Origin of the sequence: Niveispirillum irakense DSM 11586 (genome assembly GCF_000429645.1) — a bacterium.
Classification (GTDB): domain Bacteria; phylum Pseudomonadota; class Alphaproteobacteria; order Azospirillales; family Azospirillaceae; genus Niveispirillum; species Niveispirillum irakense.
On record NZ_AUCG01000003.1, the window covers coordinates 74,614 to 94,324 of the forward strand.

A 19,711-nucleotide genomic window follows, 5' to 3' on the forward strand; every position below is an offset into this window, starting at 1 on the left:
TGGACCGATACGCTTTTACGCAAGGAGAGGGGGTGTGCGGCGATACCCGCCCTTTACGAGCGGGCGTTACGCATGCCATTGCTAAGCCTGGAAGCCCGCCGGCCTGTCCGGTGCGGCATCTCGCAACGCCGGATTTTCAGGAACGATGAGCCGTCGCGCCCATTTCGACATACCGCTGAAACAGGATGCCACCGGTCGCTTCCTGCCCTGGATCATCGCCTTGATGGTGTTCCTGGCGGTGCTGGCGCTGGCGGTGTCGCTGGTTCTGTCCGGCATGGCCCGGCGCTGGGACAGCGGCTTGACCGGTACGGTCACCATCCAGGTCAGCCCCGCCGGCACCAGCGGTGCCATGGCCATGGAAGACCGGGTCCGGACCGTGATGGATCGGCTGGCCGGCAGTGCCTTCGTGGCCGATGCGCAGCGCCTGCCCGATGGCGATGCCCGCGCGCTGGTGGAGCCCTGGCTGGGCGAGGGGGCGCTGGTGGTGGAACTGCCGCTGCCGGTGCTGATTGATGTGCGCCTGACTGAAGGGGCGGCGGTTTCGTCCCTGGCGGAACAGTTGGCCTCTCTCGCGCCGGAAGTGACGGTGGAGGATCCGGCCCTGTGGCTGAATGATCTGCACCGGCTGGCCCGCACGGTCCAGGGTGTTTCCATCGCCATCATCGCCCTGATCGGCGGGGCGGCCATCGTCTCCATCATCTTTGCCGCCAGTGCCGGATTCGCCGTCCATCGGACGGAGGTGGAATTGCTGCATGTCATGGGCGCGTCGGACAGCTATGTTGCCGGCCAGTTCCAGCGCCATATCCTGCGCCAGGCCATCATTGGCGGCGGGCTGGGTTTCATCCTGGCGCTGCTGACCCTGTGGGGGCTGGATCAGGCCGGGCGCGGCATGGATGCCGCCCTGCTGCCCGATATGCGTCTTGCCCTGGCCGATTGGGTCTGGCTGCCGGCTGTACCGCTGGCCGCCGCGGCCCTGGCGGCGCTCACCGCCCGGTTGACCGTGATCCGGGCGCTGGAGCGGCTGCCGTGACCTCCCCGGCCGGTATGCGCCGCACGATCCGTCGTATATTGCTGGTTCTCGGATCGATTGTCGGTCTGTGGGCGGCAGGCTTGTTCCTGTTCGCCGCCTCCCTGCCACGGCACACGCCGGGCGTTGACGGGCCGCCTACCGATGGCATCGTCGTGCTGACCGGCGGCAGCGAGCGGATGGAGGTGGCCTTTGGCCTGCTTCGCGCCGGCAAGGCCCGCAAATTGCTGATCAGCGGTGTGCATAAGGGGGTGGCCCTGCGCGACCTGCTGCCCGTCTCTGGCGCTGGTGATGTGGCGGAGCTGGAATGCTGTGTCGTGCTGGGCTACGAGGCGGACAATACCGAGGGCAATGCTGTGGAAACGGCCCGCTGGGTGCAGCGGGAAGGCTTCCATTCCATCCGGCTGGTGACGGCCAATTACCACATGCCCCGCAGTCTGGTGGAGTTGCGCCGTGCCCTGCCGGGCGTGGAGGTGGTGGCCCATCCCGTGGCGCCGGGCAGCGTGCGGCTGGAAAGCTGGTGGAACTGGCCGGGCACGGCGGAATTGATCATCAGCGAATATAATAAATATGTGGCGGCCATGGTCCGGGCGGCCATCACCAATACCCCGGCCGACAACGCGGGCTGACCCGTTCTTTCGGTGCGGGGGCGACGGCTGTGGCTTTACAAGCGTCGCCGGCCCTGGTTATTGCTGCGCCCGCCTGTCCGTCCCGCCCATGGAATATTGCTGATGCTGTTCATCCGGTCCCTGCTGTTCAACATCATCTTCTATGTGCTGACGACCATCTGGTGTCTGGGGATCATCTGGACCCTGGTCATGCCGCGCCAGGTAGGCGTGGCGGCAGTACGCACCTATATGCGCATCCTCGCCTTTTTCGAGCGCGTCGTGATCGGCCTGCATTACGAGGTGAAGGGGCTGGAACATCTGCCCAAGGACGGCGCGGTCCTGATCGGGGCCAAGCACCAGTCGATGTGGGAGACGATGAAGCTGCATCTCATGTTCCACGATCCGGCGATCGTGCTGAAGCATGAACTGCTTTATATCCCGATCTGGGGCTGGTACGCGGCCAAGTCCAAGATGATCCCGGTGAAGCGCGGCAAGCGTGGGGCGGCCATCAAGTCGCTGGTGGCCGGCGCGCAACAGATGAAGGCCATGGGGCGGGAGATCGTGATCTTCCCCCAGGGCACCCGCGTGGCGCCGGGTGTCTATGCCCCTTATAAGGTGGGCATTTCCATGCTGTATGAGGCGCTGGGCGTGCCGCTGGTGCCGATGGCGCTGAATTCCGGCGTGTTCTGGGGCCGTCACAGCTTCATCAAGCGGCCCGGCACCATCACCATCGAATTCCTGCCCCCCATCCCGCCCGGCCTGTCCAAGGAGACGGCCCTGTTCGAGCTGGAAGCAAGGCTGGAAGCGGCATCCGACCGGCTGGTGACAGCCGTGGGCGGGCCAGCGACCCTGAATCCCACGGCCGCCGGGCACGCCGCCCCGTCCCGCTGATTGCCAGCATGCCCGGCGCAGGGCTGCCGGGCGCGGGTTTATTTCTGCTTCCCTAATGGGGGGAACGGGTCTATATAACGCGGTATTGAAATCCCATACGGACCAGCCAGCGAACGTCGTTGGCGGGCTGGTCTGCTTTGCGGGTGGGCCTTTGGCCCGCCTTTTTGTTTATCTGGGCCTTGCCGATCCATCTTCGCGTGGACGGCAAGCGGAGTTGCAAGCGAATGGACGTGCTGGAGCGCATTGGACAGATCATCGGCCCCTCGATTGAAGCGATGGGATACGAGATCGTGCGCCTGCAGATTTCGGGTGGGCAGCGTCCCACCCTGCAGATCATGGCCGACCGCGCCGATGGCGGCGCGATGACGGTGGATGACTGCGCCGATATTTCCAACGCCGCTTCCGCCCTGCTGGACGTGGAAGACCCGATCAGCTCTGCCTATACGCTGGAAGTCAGCAGCCCCGGCATCGACCGGCCGCTGACCCGGCTGAAGGATTTTGAGCGGTTCAAGGGCTTTGAGGCCCGGATCGAGACGGATGTGACGCTGGATGGGCGCAAGCGCTTCCGCGGCACGCTGTATGGTGTGGAAGGCGAGGCGGTGCTGATCGCACTGGACGCCAAGACCGGCCAGGCGCCCAAGCGCAAGCCGGGCGCCAAGATTTCCGCCAAAGCCAAGGCAGAAGCGGAAGCCGCGGCTGCCGCTGGTACCGTGGACGTGGCCGAAATTCCCTTCTCCCTCATCGCCCGCGCCAAGCTGGAGATGACGGATGAATTGCTGGCCGCAGCGGCGGCAGCACAAGGTGACGTCCCCGCGACGGAGGGCGGTACCATGGATGTGGGCGACGACGCCAAGCCGGTGAAGCGCCCCAAGCCGCAGCATCCGGGGCCGAAGGCCGATCAGGCCGTCGTTCCCAAGAAAAAGGGTCCGGGGCGCTTCGCCCGCAAGGGCCAGCAGGATGGACAAGACAGCGACACCACCGATGGTCAACCCGACGCCGTGACGGCGCGGGACTGACCGGACGCATTTGAAAGAAGGCAGGGTTCGCCAGGATGGAACTGCTTCAGGTAGCCGACGCGGTCGCCCGCGAGAAGAACATCGACAAGGAGCACGTGCTCGAAGCCATGGAGGAGGCCATCAAGAAGGCTGGCCGCTCCAAATATGGGCACGAGCACGACATCCGCGCCCGCATCGATCGTAAGACGGGCGATATCCAGCTCACCCGCCACATGGAAGTGGTGGAGGTCGTGGAGAACGAGGCGACGCAGATCGACCTCGCCAAGGCCCGTCGCAAGAAGGCCAATGCGGCCTATGGCGATTTCATCGTCGACCCGCTGCCGCCGATCGATTTTGGCCGCATTGCCGCCCAGACGGCCAAGCAGGTCATCGTGCAAAAGGTCCGTGAGGCCGAGCGCGACCGTCAGTATAATGAATATATCGACCGCAAGGGCGAGATCGTGAACGGTCTGGTCAAGCGCGTCGAATATGGCAATGTCACCGTCGATCTGGGCCGGGCCGAAGCCGTGCTGCGCCGCGACGAGTGCCTGCCGCGCGAACATTTCAAGACTGGCGACCGTGTCCGCGCCTACATCTATGATGTGCGCAAGGAGCCGCGCGGGCCGCAGATTTTCCTGTCCCGTACCCATCCGATGTTCATGGCCGGCCTGTTCAAGGCCGAAGTGCCGGAAATCTATGATGGCATCATCGAGATCAAGGCCGTGGCCCGCGACCCAGGCTCCCGCGCCAAGATCGCCGTGATCTCCAAGGACAGCTCCATCGATCCGGTGGGCGCCTGCGTCGGTATGCGCGGTTCCCGCGTTCAGGCCGTGGTGGGCGAGCTGCAGGGCGAGAAGATCGACATCATTCCCTGGAAGCCCGATCCGGCCACCTTCGTCGTCAATGCACTGGCCCCGGCGGAAGTCGCCAAGGTCGTGCTGGACGAGGAGACGGGCAAGATCGAAGTGGTGGTGCCTGACGACCAGCTTTCGCTGGCCATCGGCCGCCGCGGCCAGAATGTGCGTCTGGCCAGCCAGTTGACCGGCTGGACCATCGACATCATGACCGAGGCCGAGGAACGCGAGCGCCGCCAGACGGAATTCTCGTCGCGTTCGTCCCTGTTCATGGAAGCCCTGGACGTGGACGACATGATCGCCCATCTGCTGGTCAACGAAGGCTTTACCTCGGTCGAGGAAATCGCCTTCGTCGATCTCAACGAACTGACCGGCATTGAGGCGTTCGACGAGGACGTGGCGGCCGAGCTTCAGGAGCGTGCCCAGAACTTCCTGGCGCAGCAGAATGAAGTTCTGGATGCCAAGCGCCAGGAACTGGGCGTGGAAAATGACGTCGCCGCCATTGAGGCGCTGACGCCGACCATGCTGGTCAAGCTGGGTGAGAAGGGCGTGAAGACGCTCGACGATCTGGCCGATCTGGCGGGTGACGAGCTGATCGACATTGTCGGCAAGGATGCAATGACGCTGGACGAGGCCAATGAGGTGATCATGGCTGCCCGCGCCCATTGGTTTGCTGACGAAGAGGATGCCGCCGGCTGATCCTTGATCGGCAGGTGGTTGGGTTAAGTGAGGGTGTTGGGAATGGGGTCCATGGACGACAAGGTCGCGATGACCGGTGACGGTCAGCCGGCGGTGGCAGTCCCGACCCCGGTTCCCGATCCGGACCGGTCCGGTCCGGCGGCACCGATCCTGGCGGAAGAAATTCCGGCGGAAGCGGTGGCGGATGAACCGGAGACGGTGGCGGGGCGGAAAAGTCCGCTGCGCCGCTGTATTGGCAGCGGTCGCGTGGGGGACAAGGCGGGCATGGTCCGTTTCGTCGTCTCCCCCGATGGTTTGCTGGCACCCGACCTGGAGGAAACCCTGCCCGGACGTGGGCTGTGGTTGACGGCGGACCCCACCTTGGTTGAAAAGGCCCTGTCGAAAGGGTTGTTCGCCAAGGCGGCCCGTCGTGCTGTCAAGGTACCGGACGATCTGCCGGGAATGTTGCGCCGCCTGATGCGGCGCCGCCTTCTCGGTCTGATCGGCATTGCCCGCAAGGGTGGTGGTGCCCTGGCGGGGTTTGAAAAGGTACAGGCTGCATTGCGTAGCGGCGTTATAGGCCGACCGGGCGGTGCAGGCCAAAAGAGTGTAGGGTTATGGCTCGAGGCGTGCGACGGGTCCGACGATGGTCGGACCAAGCTGCACGGCTTGGCCCAGGCGCGAGGGATCCGGCTGATCGACCTGTTCGGTCGGGCGGAACTGGGTGCGGCTTTGGGCCGGGACGAGGCGGTGCATGTGGTGCTGGCGGCGGGACCGTTGGCCTCACAAATCCGTCGTGAGGTGGAACGGCTTTCCGCACTCGGCGGAGCAGGCTCCTGAAGGTTTGGGGCCTGATTAGGGATCAACGGCTTACTGTCGGATTAGGGATGAGCGATACCAACGACCAAAACCGCGACAAGAAAGTACTCAGCCTGTCCGGTCGCGGCACGCTTGGGCTGGGTGGGGGTAACAAGCCGAAGGCGGCTGCCCCCGCACAGCCGGCAGGTGGTGCTGCAGGCACCGTGCGTCAAAGCTTCTCGCACGGACGAGGCAAGGAAGTGGCGGTCGAGGTCAAGCGAAAGAAGACCTTCGAGAAGGGTGCCGTGCCCGGCGTGGCTGACGGCGGTGCCGCCGCGCGTCGTGCTGCGGAGGGCGCTTCCGGTGGTCGCGGGCCGTCAACGCGGGGTGCTGCCCCGCGTGGCCTGAGCGATGCTGAGCGGGAAGCCCGTCTGCGCGCCCTGCGTGGCGCTGCGGAGGAGGCGGAAGCTGCGGCGATTGCCGAGGCTGCCCGCGCCAAGGCAGAGGCAGAGGCCCGGATCATTGCCGAGCGGGAGGCCGCCGAGGCTGCTGCCCGTGCTGCTGCCGAAGCCGAAGCCCGTGCCCGCGAGCCGCTGGACGAGGAAACCGTCCGCAATCGCGAACTGGAAGAGCTTCGCGCCATCCAGAACGCCGAGAAGGCAGCCGTCGAGGAAGCCGAGCGCAAGCGCAAGGAAGCCGAGGACGCCCGCAAGGCTGAAGAGGCCCGCCGCGCTGCCGAGGCGCGTCCGCGCCAGGGTGCCGCTGGTGCGGCACCGGCGGGTGGCGATGATGATCGCACCCGTCCGGCCCCGGTTCGTCCGGCCACTGTTACGGCTGCCCGTCCGGCTTCCGACTTCGAGGAAGAAGACGGTCCGCGCCGTGGCAAGGTTGCCGGTCCGGGCAAGGCAGCACCCGCAAAGGTGCCGGCTGCCCCGGCCAAGGCCAAGGTCGACGATAAGCGCCGTGGCGGCAAGATGACCATCTCGCAGGCTCTGTCTGGTGATGATGGCAGCCGTCGTGGCCGGTCCATGGCCGCCGCCAAGCGGGCACGCGAACGCGAACGTATGCGGCTGTTCGGCCGTCAGGAGACGCAGAAGGTGACCCGCGACGTGACGATCCCGGAGGTCATCACGGTCGGCGACCTTGCCAACCGTATGGCCGAACGTGGCGCCGACGTGGTGAAGGCCCTGATGCGCATGGGCGTGATGGCCACCATCACCCAGACCATTGATGCCGATACCGCTGAACTGGTGGTGCAGGAACTGGGTCACCGCCCGTTCCGCGTCTCTGAAAGCGACGTGGAAATCGGTGTGAAGGGCGAACAGGACCGGTTGGAAGACCTGCGTTCCCGTGCGCCGGTCGTCACCGTCATGGGCCACGTTGACCATGGCAAGACCTCGCTGCTGGACGCGCTGCGCCGTACCGACGTGGCCGCCCGCGAGGCCGGTGGCATCACCCAGCATATCGGCGCCTATCAGGTGGTGCTGAAGTCGGGTGCGAAGATCACCTTCATCGACACCCCCGGTCACGCCGCCTTTACGGAAATGCGTGCCCGTGGCGCCAATGTCACCGACGTGGTGGTGCTGGTGGTGGCGGCCGATGACGGCGTCATGCCGCAGACGATCGAGGCGATTAATCACGCCAAGGCCGCCGGTGTGCCGATCATCGTTGCCATCAACAAGTGCGACCTGCCGTCCGCCAAGCCGGATCGCGTCCGCCAGGAACTGCTCCAGCATGAGCTGGTGGTGGAAGGCATGGGCGGCGACATCCTGGATGTGGAAGTGTCGGCCAAGGCCGGCCTGAACCTGGACAAGCTGGAAGAAGCCATCCTGCTGCAGGCCGAAATCCTGGAGCTGAAGGCCAACCCGAACCGCACCGCCGAAGGCGTGGTGGTGGAAGCCAAGCTGGACAAGGGCCGTGGCCCGGTTGCTACCGTGCTGGTGAAGCGCGGTACGCTGAAGGTGGGCGACATTGTCGTCGCCGGCAGCGAGTGGGGCCGCGTGCGCGCCCTGGTCAACGACCGTGGCAGCAACGTGCCGGATGCCGATCCCGCCACCCCGGTGGAGGTGTTGGGCCTGGGCGGCGTGCCGCTGGCGGGCGAGGAAATGGCGGTGGTGGAGAGCGAGGCCCGTGCCCGCGAAATCACCGAATACCGTGCCCGCAAGAAGCGCGAAGCCGAGTCGGCCAAGTCCGGTCGCGGCAGCCTGGAACAGATGTTCAAGCAGATCCAGGCCGGCGAGGCCAAGGAACTGCCCATCGTCATCAAGGGCGACGTGCAGGGTTCGGTGGAAGCCATCTCCGGTGCTCTGGAGAAGCTCACCGCCGAGAATGTCGAGGTGAAGGTCCGTGTGCTGACGTCCGGTGTGGGCGCCATCACCGAGAGCGACATCACGCTGGCCAATGCGTCCAAGGGTCTGGTTGTGGGCTTCAATGTCCGCGCCAATCCGCAGGCACGCGACATGTCCAAGCGCGATGGCGTGGAAATCCGCTACTACTCGATCATCTATGACATCATCGATGACGTGAAGCAGATGCTGACCGGCATGTTGGCGCCGACGCTGCGGGAGAAGTTCCTGGGCAACGCGCAGATCCTGCAGGTCTTCAACATCACCAAGGTCGGCAAGGTCGCCGGTTGCCGCGTCTCCGAAGGTATCGTCAAGCGCGGTGCCAAGGTTCGCCTGCTGCGCGACAATGTCGTGATCCACGAAGGCACGCTGAAGACCCTGAAGCGCATGAAGGACGAAGTCCGCGAAGTGCGCGAAGGGTTCGAATGCGGTATGGCGTTCGAGAATTACGACGATATCCGCGAAGGCGACACGATCGAAGCCTTCGAGATGGAGGAAATCGCCCGCGTCCTCTAAGGACGTTTGCGGTTCCCCCTCCTTCCAGGATGGATATTACAAGCCGGTCGGCTGCGGAAACGCTGCCGGCCGGTTTTGTTTTGGTGGTCGGGGGAGCCGGCGCCTGCCCCTGTCATGCTGTCGTTTGCCGCCCTGTCAAACTAGCAGGTGCCGTCAGCGTGACTATATGATACCCCACGCGGCTTCATATTATACCAATCCACCGAAAGTCTGATCTTCGGTGGATTGGAGGCCGCCGACCGGCGGTCCGGCGCTTGAGGGCCGCCTTGATGCTGACCATCGGCCCGCATCAAGGCGGATTGTTATTACGCATGATGAACCCGGTGCCAGGGTCCGAACCCCCGGCCGGGAGAGAGGTATAGAGATGAGCAGGAAACGTGACGGTGGTGCTTCCGCCAAGGGTCCCAGCCAGCGCCAGTTGCGCGTGGGTGAGGAACTGCGCCATGTACTGGCCGACATTCTGCGCCGTGCGGATTTCCGCGATCCGGCGCTGATGGATATGAATGTCACCGTCACCGAGGTTCGGATTTCGCCGGACCTGAAGAATGCCACGGTTTTCGTCATCCCGCTGGGTGGCGGCAATCCGGAACTGATTGCGGCGCTGAACCGGGCATCGGTCTTCCTGCGCAGCCAGGTTGCAAGCGCGGTGCGGTTGCAGCATGTGCCGCGCCTGTCCTTCCAGGCCGATAGCAGCTTCGAATATGCCAGCAAGATTGACCGTATCCTGCATGACCCGCATGTGGCGCAGGATATTGTCCGCCATCTGGATGCCGAGGGCGTGCCGATGGACGATGAGGTCGAGGCGCTGCTGGAAGAGGGTGAAGACCTGGCCGTCGAGGATGAGGCCGAGGTGACGGAAGAGGCCAAGGACGACCGCCATGGCGCGTAAGCGCAAGGGCGTTCCCCGCCATGGCTGGCTGGTGCTGGACAAGCCCGGCACCATGACGTCCACCCAGGCCATGGCCAAGGTGCGGTGGTTGTTGAAGGGGGAGAAGGCGGGCCATGGCGGCACGCTGGACCCGATTGCCACCGGGGTGCTGCCTATCGCCTTTGGTGAGGCGACGAAAACCGTCCAATACGCCATGGACGGGCACAAGACCTATCGTTTCGTCATGAAATTCGGTGAGGCGACGGATACCGATGACCGGGCCGGCCGTGTCATCGCCACCGCCCCCGGCCGCCCGACGGACGAGCAGATTGAAGCCGTCCTGCCCCGGTTTACCGGGATGGTCAGCCAGATCCCGCCGCAATATTCCGCCATCAAGGTGGATGGGGAGCGGGCCTATGATCTGGCCCGGGAAGGCGAAGCCGTGGAACTGGCGGCCCGTATCGTGCGGGTGGACAGTTTCCTGTTGACGGGCCGGCCGGATGAAGACCATGCCGAATTCGAGGTGGAGTGCGGCAAGGGCACCTATATGCGCAGCCTTGCCCGTGATCTGGCGGTGGCGCTTGGCACCCTGGGGCACATCACGGTGCTGCGCCGCCTGTCGGTTGGCCGCTTCAACCTGGAAAACGCCGTGACGCTGGAAGAGCTGGAGCAGATCATCGCCGAAGGTGCGCGCGATCCGGATGATCTGCTGCTGCCGATTGAAACAGCGCTGGACCAGATCCCCGCCGTCGACCTGACGGGGGAAGAGGCGCAGCGTCTGCGCCATGGCCAGGGGGTGCTGTTGCTGCGCCGGGGCGATCTGGCCCGGCTGGAGGAACTGCGCCAGGATGAGCGCGACGCCGGCACCGCGCTGGCGACCGAGCGCGGGCGCCCCGTGGCTCTGGTGCGCCTGGACGGGGCCGAATTGAAGCCGGTCCGTGTGCTGCACGTCTAGGCCCAGCCCCTTTTGGGGCGGGCTGGGTGAGTACATATCCCGTGGGATGATCGGTTTCGCCGCGCCTGGACGCGGGCAGCCGATCATCCAACGGGTTTTTTTTATGTGCGCCGCCGCTCCCACCATTCAATCGCAGCCATGACCACCACCAGGGTGGCCAGCCAGACCAGCCGGCTTTGATAGCGGTCATGGGGGTTGGACAGGGCGCCATTGATGAAGGCATTGCCCAGCAGGGCCAGCAGGGTGAACAGCGCCAGCGCGCCCAGATCATGCCGGCCCTGGCGGAAACCCCAGCCGGTCACGATGACCAGTCCCAGCATGGACAGATAGCCTACGGGGATATGGATCAGGTTCAGCGCATTGAAAAGCGACTGGGTGACGCCGCCATTCTGCTGCCGGGCCGCCAGGAAACCCAGATTCTGCTGTTCCGGCAGCAGGGTGGCGAAGACCCAGCGCGTCACTTCCTGCCATTCATCCAGCCCGTCACCGGTGTGGATTTTCACCATCTGCTCGCCCGTCGCGACCAGGGCGGTGGACAGGAACTCCCCCGGATAGGCGGCGATGATCTTCTTGCTCAGCGCGGCAAGTTCCGGTTCTGCCCCGTCCCACCAGCCGATCTGGCGGAAGGGGCTGTCCGTGTGCCACAGGAAATCATTGGCGGTTTGCGGCATCCGGTCGCGATAGGCGCAGAGTTTGAAAGGGGAGGCCGCGGCATCGGTCGGGCAATTTTCCGCCAGATAGCGCTGTGCCAGCCCATCCTGCACCAGCCGGCCGAAGATGAAGGCGCTGCCGCCCGGCGTATAGACGGCCTTGCCCACGACAGAGAGATGGGCCAGGGGCATCAGAATCAGGCTGGCGGCAACGATGGCCGCCGGCGGCAGGATGCGGGGTGCGATGGTCCAGCCCAGCCGGGGCGCCAGCAGCCGGGCGATGATGGTCACCAGAACCAGCCCCAGGGCGAGCGCCATGCCGCTCATATGCGACAACAGGCACAGCAGGGCGATGGCGGTCACGCCCATCCGTTCACGCACGGACAGCGTATAGCCCTTGAAGCCCAGCAGCCAGAGCGACAGGACCAGCAGCGGCAACAGGATGTCGGGCATCAACTGGCTGCTGTACCACGCGATGCCGGTCAGCAATGACAGGATCAGGGCTGTGACGCCGGCGCGCGCGCGCGGCTGCCAGGTGGCGGGGCCGGTGCCGTGGGCGCGCAGCACAAGATGGATCAGCCACAGGCTGGCACCACATTGGGCCAGTACCGGCCCCCAGAAGCTGAGCCAGCCCCCCGAGGTGCCATAGAGGAACAGGCCGTAGAAAAAGGACCGGCCCGGCTCCAGCCCCCAGTCGAAGATGCGCTTGATATAGCCACCCGTGTCGAAGAACACGATGGCGAAACCGTTCCAGATGGCCGGGCCCGCCAGCGCCATCAACCCGCCCCACAGCGCCAGCCGGGGCCAGTCGATACCGACATTGGGGCGGGCGGGGCTGCCGGGCTGTTCGGCGTCGGGGGTGTCATTCGTCATGGTGATCCCAGCTTTCATGGGAATTGAGGCTTGTTTGCGGGCGCCAGGATGGCGGAAGTGGCGCCGGATGCAACGGGCCTGTTGCAAAGCGATAGAAAACAGCGTCCTGTTGGCCCCGGTGGTGCCATATTGCCCCGCCAACCGTTGACGGTACCGATTGTTCCCGCCCACCGCCGATCAGCCAAGAATACATTGCCCATGATGCTGCGCCTTCCCGCCGCCCTGCTGTTTGTCTCCGGTCTGGTTCTGACACCGGCCGCCCTGGCACAGGAGGCAGCCCTCCCGCAAGCTGAACAGCCGCCACCCCCGCCGCCCATGGCACCGCCCACGGCGCCGCCGCCAAAACCGGTGCCGGCGGAGGAGCGGCCGTTTGAGCTGTCGGGTGTGGAGGTGGCGTCTGAACGCGACCGGCCGCAAGCCTGCTTCACCTTCACCCGCTCGCTGCCCCGCCCGCAAACACGCGGCAAGGGGGTGGACCTGTCCCGTTTTGTGACGGTGGAGCCGGCGCAAAAGGTGACGGTGACGGCGCGCGACCGCGATCTGTGCCTGGAAGGGCTGGCCCATGGCCAGCGCTATGCCATCACCATCAAGGCCGGCTTCCAGGCGGCAGGGGGCCGGGAAAAGCTGGCCGAGGCGGTGACGCGCGAGGTGCAGGTGGCGGACCGCAAGCCCAGCCTGTCCTTCCGGGGGCAGGGCTATATGCTGCCGCGGATCGGGGGCGAGGGCTTGCCGCTGCGGGGCGTGAATGTGGACCGGGTGCGCCTTCAGGTGCTGCGCGTCAATGACCGCGCCCTGGTGGAACAGATCTATTATGGCCGTATCAACCAGACCATGACCGATTTTGAGGTCGGTGACATCCTGGACCAGAAGGGACAGGTGGTCTGGAAGGGCGAGATGGCGATGGGCGGGCAGCGTAACCGCACCACCCAGACGCCGTTCCCCGTCGATGCCGTGCTGGGCACCCTGTCGCCCGGCGTCTATGTCGCGGTGGCGGAGAATGCCGCCTTGCCCATGGTGGCCTGGGACCAGCGCGCGACCCAATGGTTCGTCGTGTCCGATGTCGGGCTGACCAGTTTCAAGGCCGCCAACGGGCTTTATGTCTTCGCCCGCTCCCTGGCCGGTGCCAAGCCGTTGCCGGGCGTGGAACTGCGTCTGGTTGCCCGGAACAAGCAGGAATTGGGGCGCACGACGACCGGGGCCGATGGGATGGCCCGGTTTGACGCCGCCCAGGTGGATGGGCGGGATGAGCGCACGCCCCAGGCCCTGTTTGCTGCCGGCCCGGATGGTGGCTTCTCCCTGCTGGATTTCGGCGCGCCGGTGGTGGAACTGGCGGGTCGGGGGGATGGTGGCCGTGCCACACCCGGCGCTGCGGATGCTTTCCTGTTCAGCGAACGCGGGGCCTACCGGCCCGGCGATGCGGTTTATCTGACCGGCCTGCTGCGCGATGCCGACAGCCGCGCCGTGACGGGCCAGAAGCTGACCGTCAAGCTGCTCCGCCCGGACGGGCTGGAGGTGGAACGCCGTGTCGCCGACGATATGGGGGCCGGCGGCCATCTGCTGCGATTCGAGTTGCCGGCCAATGCGCCGGCCGGGCGCTGGACGGCCACCGCCCATCTGGACCCGACCGGCCCGGCCATTGGCCGTACGCAGTTCAATGTCGGGGAGGTGACGCCGACACGGCTGGAATTCTCCTTGTCCAGCGACCGGCCGCGCATCGGTGCCGATGGCAAGCTGGTCCTGTCCATCGACGGGCGCTATCTGATGGGCGATCCGGCCGCGCGCCTGCCGGGGGAACTGACCCTGATGCTGCGCCCGGCGGAAAAACCCTATCCTGAGCTGGAAGGCTATCGCTTTGGCCTGGTGCAAAAGCCCCTGGCGCCGGAAAAGCGGGCGCTGCCCGGCTTCACGACCGGTCCCGATGGCAAGGCGCAGGTTTCCATTTCCCTGAATGAGTTGCCGGAGACCAGCCGCCCGATGGAGGCGGTGCTGCGCGCTACCCTGCATGATATTGGCGGTCGGTCGGTGGACCGGGAGATCGTGCTGCCGGTTGATCATCAAGCCTTCGCTTTGGGATTAAAGCCCAATTTCACCGGCGATGCCGTGCCGGAGGGGGCCACGGTTTCCGTCCAGGTGGCGGCGGTGGGCGCCGGCGGAAAGCCCCAGGCGCGCAAGGGCCTGTCCTGGGAGCTGTTCGAGGAAGAGTATGATTATGAATGGTATGCCGCCGATGGCCGCTGGGAATATCGCACCATTGTGAAGGACCGCCGGCTGACCGGCGGATCGGTGGATGCGGCGGCGGACAAGCCCGGCTTGATTGAAGAGCAGGTCCGCGCCGGCCGTTACCGGCTTGAAGTGTTTGACCCCGGTACCGGGGTGGCCAGCTCGCTGCGCTTCTCCGCCGGCTGGTGGGTCAGCGCCAAGATGGGCGATACGCCGGACGCGGTGGAAGTGGCGGTGCAGCAGCCGTTGCATGAGCCGGGCGGCACGGCCCGCGTTTTCGTGCGCCCCCCCTATGCCGGCACGGTGGCGGTTGCCCTGGCTGACCGGGCCGTGCGCCATACGGTGGTGCGGGAGATCGGCACCGATGGTGCCTTCCTGGATCTGCCGATCCCGGCTGATGTGACGGCGGGGGCCTATGTGCTGGTCACCGCTTTCGCCCCCGCCGATCCCGCCAGCCGTACCCCGCCCCGCCGGGCGGTGGGCAGTGGCTGGGTGGCAGTGGACCCGGCACAGCGGACGCTGACTGTGGACATGGCAGTACCGGACGAGGTGCGGCCGCGGGGGCAGGTGACCATTCCTGTCACCATCGCGGGTGCCACGCCGGGGGAAAATGTGCGTCTGGCCCTGCTGGCTGTGGATGATGAGGTGGCAAAGCTGCCGGAGAGCCTGCCCATTGACCCGGTCACCTGGTTCCTGGGCAAGCGGCGCTTATCGGTGGAATTGCGCGATGTCTATGGCCGGCTGGCCGGTCCTGCGGAAACCCCGGTTGCGGCGGCCCCGCCCGCCCTGCCAGTGGCGGCTGATGCGGCATCGCGCGGGCCGCGCGTCACCAATGTGCAGCCGGTTCCCCGTTCCGGCCCCGTAACGTCTATCCATTCCGGTATCGTTACGGTGGGGCCTGACGGCAAGGCATCGGTGACCCTGACCCTGCCGGATATGCAGGGCCGGCTGGCTCTGACCGCCATCGCCTGGAGTGATGGCAAGGTGGGCAAGGCCCAGGCCAGCATGCTGGTGCGCGATGCCGTGACGGCACAGGTCTCGCTGCCGGGCTTCCTGGCACCGGGCGACAAGGCGCAGATCACCTTCAGCCTGGAAAATATGGATGGCCCGCGCGGCACCTATAAGCTGACCCTCGGGGCGGAAGGCCCGGTCCGGCTGGAAGGCGGTCGCAACCAGATTGATTTCAAGGCCCTGGCCAAGGGGGGCCGGGTTACCGCCACCCGCACGCTGCTGGCGGGTGATCCCGGTTATGGCGTGCTGGTCCTGACTGTTACGGGGCCGGAAGGGTATAAGCAGACCCGGCGCGTCCCGGTGAATATCCGTCCCGCCCACCCGCTGGAGGTGGTGCAGACGCGGGGTGAGATCGCGCCCGGTGCCACCATGGCACTGAACGCGCCGAAATTGCCGGGGCCGGTGGCCGGTGCCGCCAGCCGTATCGCCATGGTCGGGCCGCGCCCGGTCTTCGATGCGCCGGCCCATCTGCTGGCGCTGGACAGCCGTCCCTTCGGCTCGGCCGATCAGTTGGCGGCCCGGCTGCTGCCGCTGACGGACATGAATGACTGGGCCAAAGGGGCCGGATTGCCGGCGGATACCAAGCTGAAGGCCAAGGCTGACGATCTGGTCGAACGGTTGATCGGCCGGCAGCGGTCCGACGGCGCCTTTTCGCTCTGGTCCCTGGATGGGCCGGCGGATGTGTGGCTGACCGCTTTTGCCCTGGATGTGCTGACCCGGGCCAAAGAAGCGGAATTCGCGGTGCCGGAGGATGCCTATCGCCGGGGCATGGATTATCTGGTTCGTTCCATCGGCAATAGCTGGATAGAGGATGCGGAACTGCCGGCGCGGGCCTATGCGCTTTATACGGCGGCCCGCGCCCGCGCCATCGACACAGCCCCCCTGCGCTTTTTCCAGGAAACCTTTGCCGCCCGTGTGCCGACCCGTCTGGCGCGGGCGCAACTGGGTGCCGCGTTTGCGACCTTGGGCGAAGGGGAGCAGGCCGCCGCCGTCCTGTCGCGGCTGGATGATCCGCTGCCCGCTGTGGTTGGTCTCCATGATTACGGCACCCTCTTGCGTGACCGGGCGGCCATCCTGGCGTTGCTGGTCGGGGCTGGGGCCAGTGCTGAACGGGTAGATGCCGAACAGGCCGCCCTTCAGGGTTTGCTGCGCGATCCGATGCAGGTCTCCACGCAGGAGCGGGCGTGGCTGCTGGTGGCGGCGCGCGCCCTGGCCACACGGGGGCCGGGCATTAATGTGACGGTGGATGGCCAGTCCGTTACCGGTAATCAGGCGCTGATGCGGGCGCTGGCCGGCGCGGATTCCCGCATCCAGGCCAAGAATAATGGTGATCAGCCGCTGCATGTTGCCACGGCTACGGCGGGCATCCTGTCCGGGCCGGATGAAGAGGTGGCACAGGGGATTACGCTCAACCGCCAGATCCTGGACGCCAAAGGCAAGAAGGCGGATCTGGCCCGTATCCGGAATGGTGATCTGCTGGTCGTCCTGCTGGAAGGCAAAGCCGACCGACCGATCAATAATCCGCTGCTGCTGATCGACCCGCTGCCCGGCGGATTGGTGGTGGAAAATGTCCGTCTGGCCGGCAGTGCCCAATTGGGCGACCTGTCCTGGCTGGGGGAATTGTCTGATGCCGCCCTGGTGGAGTTCCGCGATGATCGCTTCGTCGCGGCGCTGGACGGCATGCCGGAAGGCGGCACCTTCCGGCTGGTCTATCTGGCGCGGGCCGTGACGCCCGGCACCTTCACCCTGCCATCGGCACGGCTGGATGATCTGGTGGATGGTGCCCGTTTTGCGCGCACCGGGTCCGGTACCTTGACGGTGGGGGCCAAGCGCTAATGCCTGTTCGGATGCCGGTGGGGGACCCCGCCGGCATCCTTTCCAGCGCCGATTACCGCGCCGTCAGCAGGTGGGAGCCGGTGGCCAGCGGTTCCCGTCCGGCGATGGACAGGATGATATCGTCCGGGCTGGCATAGCGGGCGCGGCTGCGCGACCAGACCGGCCCGTCGATACCGGCCTGACAGACATGGCGTTTGCCGCTCAGCGGTTCCAGCACCGTAGCGACGGGCTGGCCGGCGCGCACGCTCTGCCCCGGTTCCACATGGAACAGGACGATCCCGCCAACCGGTGCGCGGATACGTTCCACCCCTGCAAGCGGCGTTGCCAGATCCAGTGCCGTCTCCACAGGCGGTGCCGACAGGGCCAGATGGCCACGCCAGGACAGATGGTCCAGCAGCGCTTTGGCATCGGCGGCAGCCAGCATATCGTCGACATCTCCCTCGCCGCGCAACTCCACCGTGGTGGCGGCGCAGCCATCCGGAATCGGGTGGCCGGCGGGGGCGAATCGGGCCTGCAGGTTCTGCCAGGGCAGGGAACAGGCCTCATCAAACGGCTCCCCACCTGATCCTTCCGCCAGGAAGGCGGCTTCACAGCCCAGGCGGGCGGCCAGATCGGCAAAGCCGCCCCCCCATCCAGCGCTGGTGGTGTAGAGATGCATCACCGCCTCGCTGTCGCAATGCAGGTCCAGCACCAGATCGGCATCAATGGCGTGGGAGAGCAGGATTTGCCGCAGCCCATCGGCCTGGGTGCGTGGGGACAGAGAGATGGCCGCCGCGGCCAGAGCCGCGCGGACCAAACCGGCATTGACCTGGGCGTCACTGCCAAGCGGGGCCGGTTGCCCCGCCGCCAGCATATCGCCCGCCGGACCGGATAGATCTGCGAAGGCGCGGTTGAAATTGACACCCCCCGCCAGTTCGAATCGACCGGACAGGTCGCCATGCAGCACCTGATCCAGCCCGATCGGGTTGGCCATGGGGACCAGCACGATTTCCCCCCGGATGGCGCCGGCGGCATCCAGTGAAGCCAGCTTTTCGGCCAGATGCTGGGCCACGAGCATGCCGGGCAATTCCCCCGCATGCAGGCCTGCCTGGATATAGGCTTTGGGGCGCGCCCCTTCCTGGCCGAAACGGTGGATGCGGATATGGCGGACCGTGCCCGGCCGACCATGGGGAAGAGCGATATCATCAATGCGATGGGTCATGATGTCCGCAGCATTGGCCTTTCCGGCGACCATGTCCACAAGCCTTTATCGTTAACCGTCCCCATGCCATGCTCGCGATAGCTGTATAATGGAGATGTTATGCCAGCACCGGGCGGGGTGGGGCCAGGAAGGCTGCGCTGCGCCGGTTTTGCCGGGGCGCTGCTGATCTATGGGGCGGCGGGCATGCCGGCCCCGCCCGGTATCCGGTGGCAGGAATTGCTGATTTTTGCTGGCCTGCTGGCCATGACGGGGCTGGCGGGACCGGCGCGTCTGGTGACCGGGTTGGCACTGGGGCGCCGGGACCGGGGGCCGGCGCCGGAATTGGGGGTGGCCTCTGCCGTGCTGATGCTGCTGGTCTGGCTGGGACTGGTGCGGGGGATATGGAACGGCTGGACGGTGCGCGACATGGTGCGCGATATCGTGCCACTTGGCTTTCTCGCCCTGCCGGTATTGCTGGCCCCATCGCTTGCGCTTCTATCTGCTCGGATGCGCGATCTGCTTGCCGACTGTGCGGGTCTGGCGGGGGTGATGCTGGTGCTGCGCTGGGCCCACAATGTGGGGCCGCAGGCCCTGGCCAGCATTGGCACGACACCATTGGGCGAGGGTGGGGATTATCTGCTGAACAGCGCCCTGGTGCCCTTCGCTGCTGTCTGGCTGGTTCTGCGGGCAATTACCCTTCTGGATGGCGGGGCAGCGGATGGCTGGCCCTGGCGGCGGTTGCGCGCCGGCCTGTTTCTGTCTGGGGGTATGCTGTGTCTGCTGGCGATGGCGGCTACCGTTCACCGGGCTGGACTGGGCCTGTCGCTGCTGGCCCTGCTGATCGGGTTGGGGCGCCCGTTGATGCGGCGCCCGTTCCTGGTCCTGCTGGCGCTGGCTTGCCTTATCTTGGTGCCCATCCTGGCGGGCGCGCCGATGACCGGGATGCTGGCGCTGGCGGCTGACAAGACCCAGGCGGTCGGCGTGAACAACCGGTCATCCGAGATTTTGGCGGTGCTGGAGCAGGTGTGGCGCGATCCGGTCCCTTTTTTCATCGGGGATGGGTGGGGTGCCCTGGTTGTCAATCCGGCGGTTGGCTATTGGCGGGTATCTTATACGCACAGCGCGCCCAGCTATTTTCTGTTGAAGGTCGGTGTTTTGGGTTGCGTCGGGATTGCCCTTTACGCCGGTTGTCTGGCGGCCCGGATGGGGGCGTTGTGGAAAGGGCACCCTTACCTGGTGCTGGCAGCGCTGCCACCCACCCTTATCGGAAGCCTGCTGCACACCAGTTATAAGTATATATGCTTCAGTCTCATTGTCTCATTGGTGGTCGGCTCTTCATATAATTCCCTTTACAAGTGTATTCAGCGTCTACACTCTTTCCCTCGGGATGGGTTTTGATCGGGGTT

General features: G+C 65.8%; 13 protein-coding genes. 11 read left to right on the forward strand and 2 right to left on the reverse strand.

The genetic code is table 11. The annotated features are described in order from the left end of the window. The first annotated feature begins 145 nt into the window (after positions 1 to 145). From G473_RS0101810 to truB, 9 genes are all read left to right on the forward strand, one after another. Complete coding sequence (locus G473_RS0101810) at positions 146 to 1,030, forward strand: cell division protein FtsX (RefSeq protein ID WP_029011702.1); 885 nt, start codon at positions 146 to 148, stop codon at positions 1,028 to 1,030. Beyond that, positions 1,027 to 1,656, forward strand: coding sequence for a YdcF family protein (locus G473_RS24550; protein ID WP_245579967.1), 630 nt, complete (start codon positions 1,027 to 1,029; stop codon positions 1,654 to 1,656). Before G473_RS0101810 ends, G473_RS24550 begins: the two co-directional genes overlap by 4 nt. A gap of 102 nt (positions 1,657 to 1,758) precedes the next feature. Then, positions 1,759 to 2,526, forward strand: a complete 768-nt coding sequence (locus G473_RS24555) for a lysophospholipid acyltransferase family protein (protein WP_035704989.1) — start codon at positions 1,759 to 1,761, stop codon at positions 2,524 to 2,526. Positions 2,527 to 2,750: 224 nt separating this feature from the next. Further along, a complete protein-coding gene (gene rimP, locus G473_RS24560) occupies positions 2,751 to 3,542 on the forward strand; it encodes a ribosome maturation factor RimP (RefSeq protein ID WP_084437571.1) in 792 nt (263 codons plus the stop codon). A 35-nt stretch (positions 3,543 to 3,577) separates the two neighbouring features. Then, positions 3,578 to 5,074, forward strand: a complete 1,497-nt coding sequence (nusA, locus tag G473_RS0101830; RefSeq protein ID WP_029011703.1) for a transcription termination factor NusA — start codon at positions 3,578 to 3,580, stop codon at positions 5,072 to 5,074. A gap of 51 nt (positions 5,075 to 5,125) precedes the next feature. Further along, positions 5,126 to 5,893: an RNA-binding protein gene (locus G473_RS0101835; protein ID WP_245579968.1), complete on the forward strand. Its 768-nt coding sequence runs from the start codon at positions 5,126 to 5,128 to the stop codon at positions 5,891 to 5,893. A gap of 47 nt (positions 5,894 to 5,940) precedes the next feature. Next, positions 5,941 to 8,712 (forward strand): translation initiation factor IF-2, encoded by a 2,772-nt coding sequence (gene infB / locus G473_RS0101840; protein WP_029011705.1) that lies wholly within the window; start codon positions 5,941 to 5,943, stop codon positions 8,710 to 8,712. A gap of 364 nt (positions 8,713 to 9,076) precedes the next feature. After that, positions 9,077 to 9,601, forward strand: coding sequence for a 30S ribosome-binding factor RbfA (gene rbfA, locus G473_RS0101845; protein WP_029011706.1), 525 nt, complete (start codon positions 9,077 to 9,079; stop codon positions 9,599 to 9,601). Beyond that, positions 9,591 to 10,535, forward strand: a complete 945-nt coding sequence (gene truB, locus G473_RS0101850; RefSeq protein ID WP_029011707.1) for a tRNA pseudouridine(55) synthase TruB — start codon at positions 9,591 to 9,593, stop codon at positions 10,533 to 10,535. The genes rbfA and truB overlap by 11 nt, the downstream gene beginning before the upstream one ends. Before the next feature lie 101 nt (positions 10,536 to 10,636). Here truB and G473_RS0101855 read toward each other — a convergent pair whose 3' ends face one another. Beyond that, complete coding sequence (locus G473_RS0101855; RefSeq protein ID WP_029011708.1) at positions 10,637 to 12,058, reverse strand: hypothetical protein; 1,422 nt, start codon at positions 12,056 to 12,058, stop codon at positions 10,637 to 10,639. Positions 12,059 to 12,256: 198 nt separating this feature from the next. Between G473_RS0101855 and G473_RS24565 the strand changes: the two genes are divergently transcribed. Further along, on the forward strand, positions 12,257 to 17,125 hold the full coding sequence (locus G473_RS24565) for an alpha-2-macroglobulin family protein (protein WP_051329779.1): 4,869 nt from the start codon (positions 12,257 to 12,259) through the stop codon (positions 17,123 to 17,125). A gap of 52 nt (positions 17,126 to 17,177) precedes the next feature. Here G473_RS24565 and G473_RS0101865 read toward each other — a convergent pair whose 3' ends face one another. Further along, entirely contained in the window at positions 17,178 to 18,359 is a 1,182-nt protein-coding gene (locus G473_RS0101865) for a M14 family metallopeptidase (RefSeq protein ID WP_051329780.1), read from the reverse strand. A gap of 66 nt (positions 18,360 to 18,425) precedes the next feature. Between G473_RS0101865 and G473_RS24570 the strand changes: the two genes are divergently transcribed. After that, positions 18,426 to 19,703: a hypothetical protein gene (locus G473_RS24570; protein WP_051329781.1), complete on the forward strand. Its 1,278-nt coding sequence runs from the start codon at positions 18,426 to 18,428 to the stop codon at positions 19,701 to 19,703. The last annotated feature ends 8 nt before the right edge of the window (positions 19,704 to 19,711 follow it).

Bases quoted from the DNA above. Each gene is read 5' to 3' on its own strand.
- G473_RS0101810 (WP_029011702.1), top strand. From the start codon at position 146: ATGAGCCGTCGCGCCCATTTCGACATACCGCTGAAACAGGATGCCACC.
- G473_RS24555 (WP_035704989.1), top strand. From the start codon at position 1,759: ATGCTGTTCATCCGGTCCCTGCTGTTCAACATCATCTTCTATGTGCTG.
- rimP (WP_084437571.1), top strand. From the start codon at position 2,751: ATGGACGTGCTGGAGCGCATTGGACAGATCATCGGCCCCTCGATTGAA.
- nusA (WP_029011703.1), top strand. From the start codon at position 3,578: ATGGAACTGCTTCAGGTAGCCGACGCGGTCGCCCGCGAGAAGAACATC.
- G473_RS0101835 (WP_245579968.1), top strand. From the start codon at position 5,126: ATGGACGACAAGGTCGCGATGACCGGTGACGGTCAGCCGGCGGTGGCA.
- infB (WP_029011705.1), top strand. From the start codon at position 5,941: ATGAGCGATACCAACGACCAAAACCGCGACAAGAAAGTACTCAGCCTG.
- rbfA (WP_029011706.1), top strand. From the start codon at position 9,077: ATGAGCAGGAAACGTGACGGTGGTGCTTCCGCCAAGGGTCCCAGCCAG.
- truB (WP_029011707.1), top strand. From the start codon at position 9,591: ATGGCGCGTAAGCGCAAGGGCGTTCCCCGCCATGGCTGGCTGGTGCTG.
- G473_RS0101855 (WP_029011708.1), bottom strand. From the start codon at position 12,058: ATGACGAATGACACCCCCGACGCCGAACAGCCCGGCAGCCCCGCCCGC.
- G473_RS24565 (WP_051329779.1), top strand. From the start codon at position 12,257: ATGATGCTGCGCCTTCCCGCCGCCCTGCTGTTTGTCTCCGGTCTGGTT.
- G473_RS0101865 (WP_051329780.1), bottom strand. From the start codon at position 18,359: ATGGTCGCCGGAAAGGCCAATGCTGCGGACATCATGACCCATCGCATT.
- G473_RS24570 (WP_051329781.1), top strand. From the start codon at position 18,426: ATGCCAGCACCGGGCGGGGTGGGGCCAGGAAGGCTGCGCTGCGCCGGT.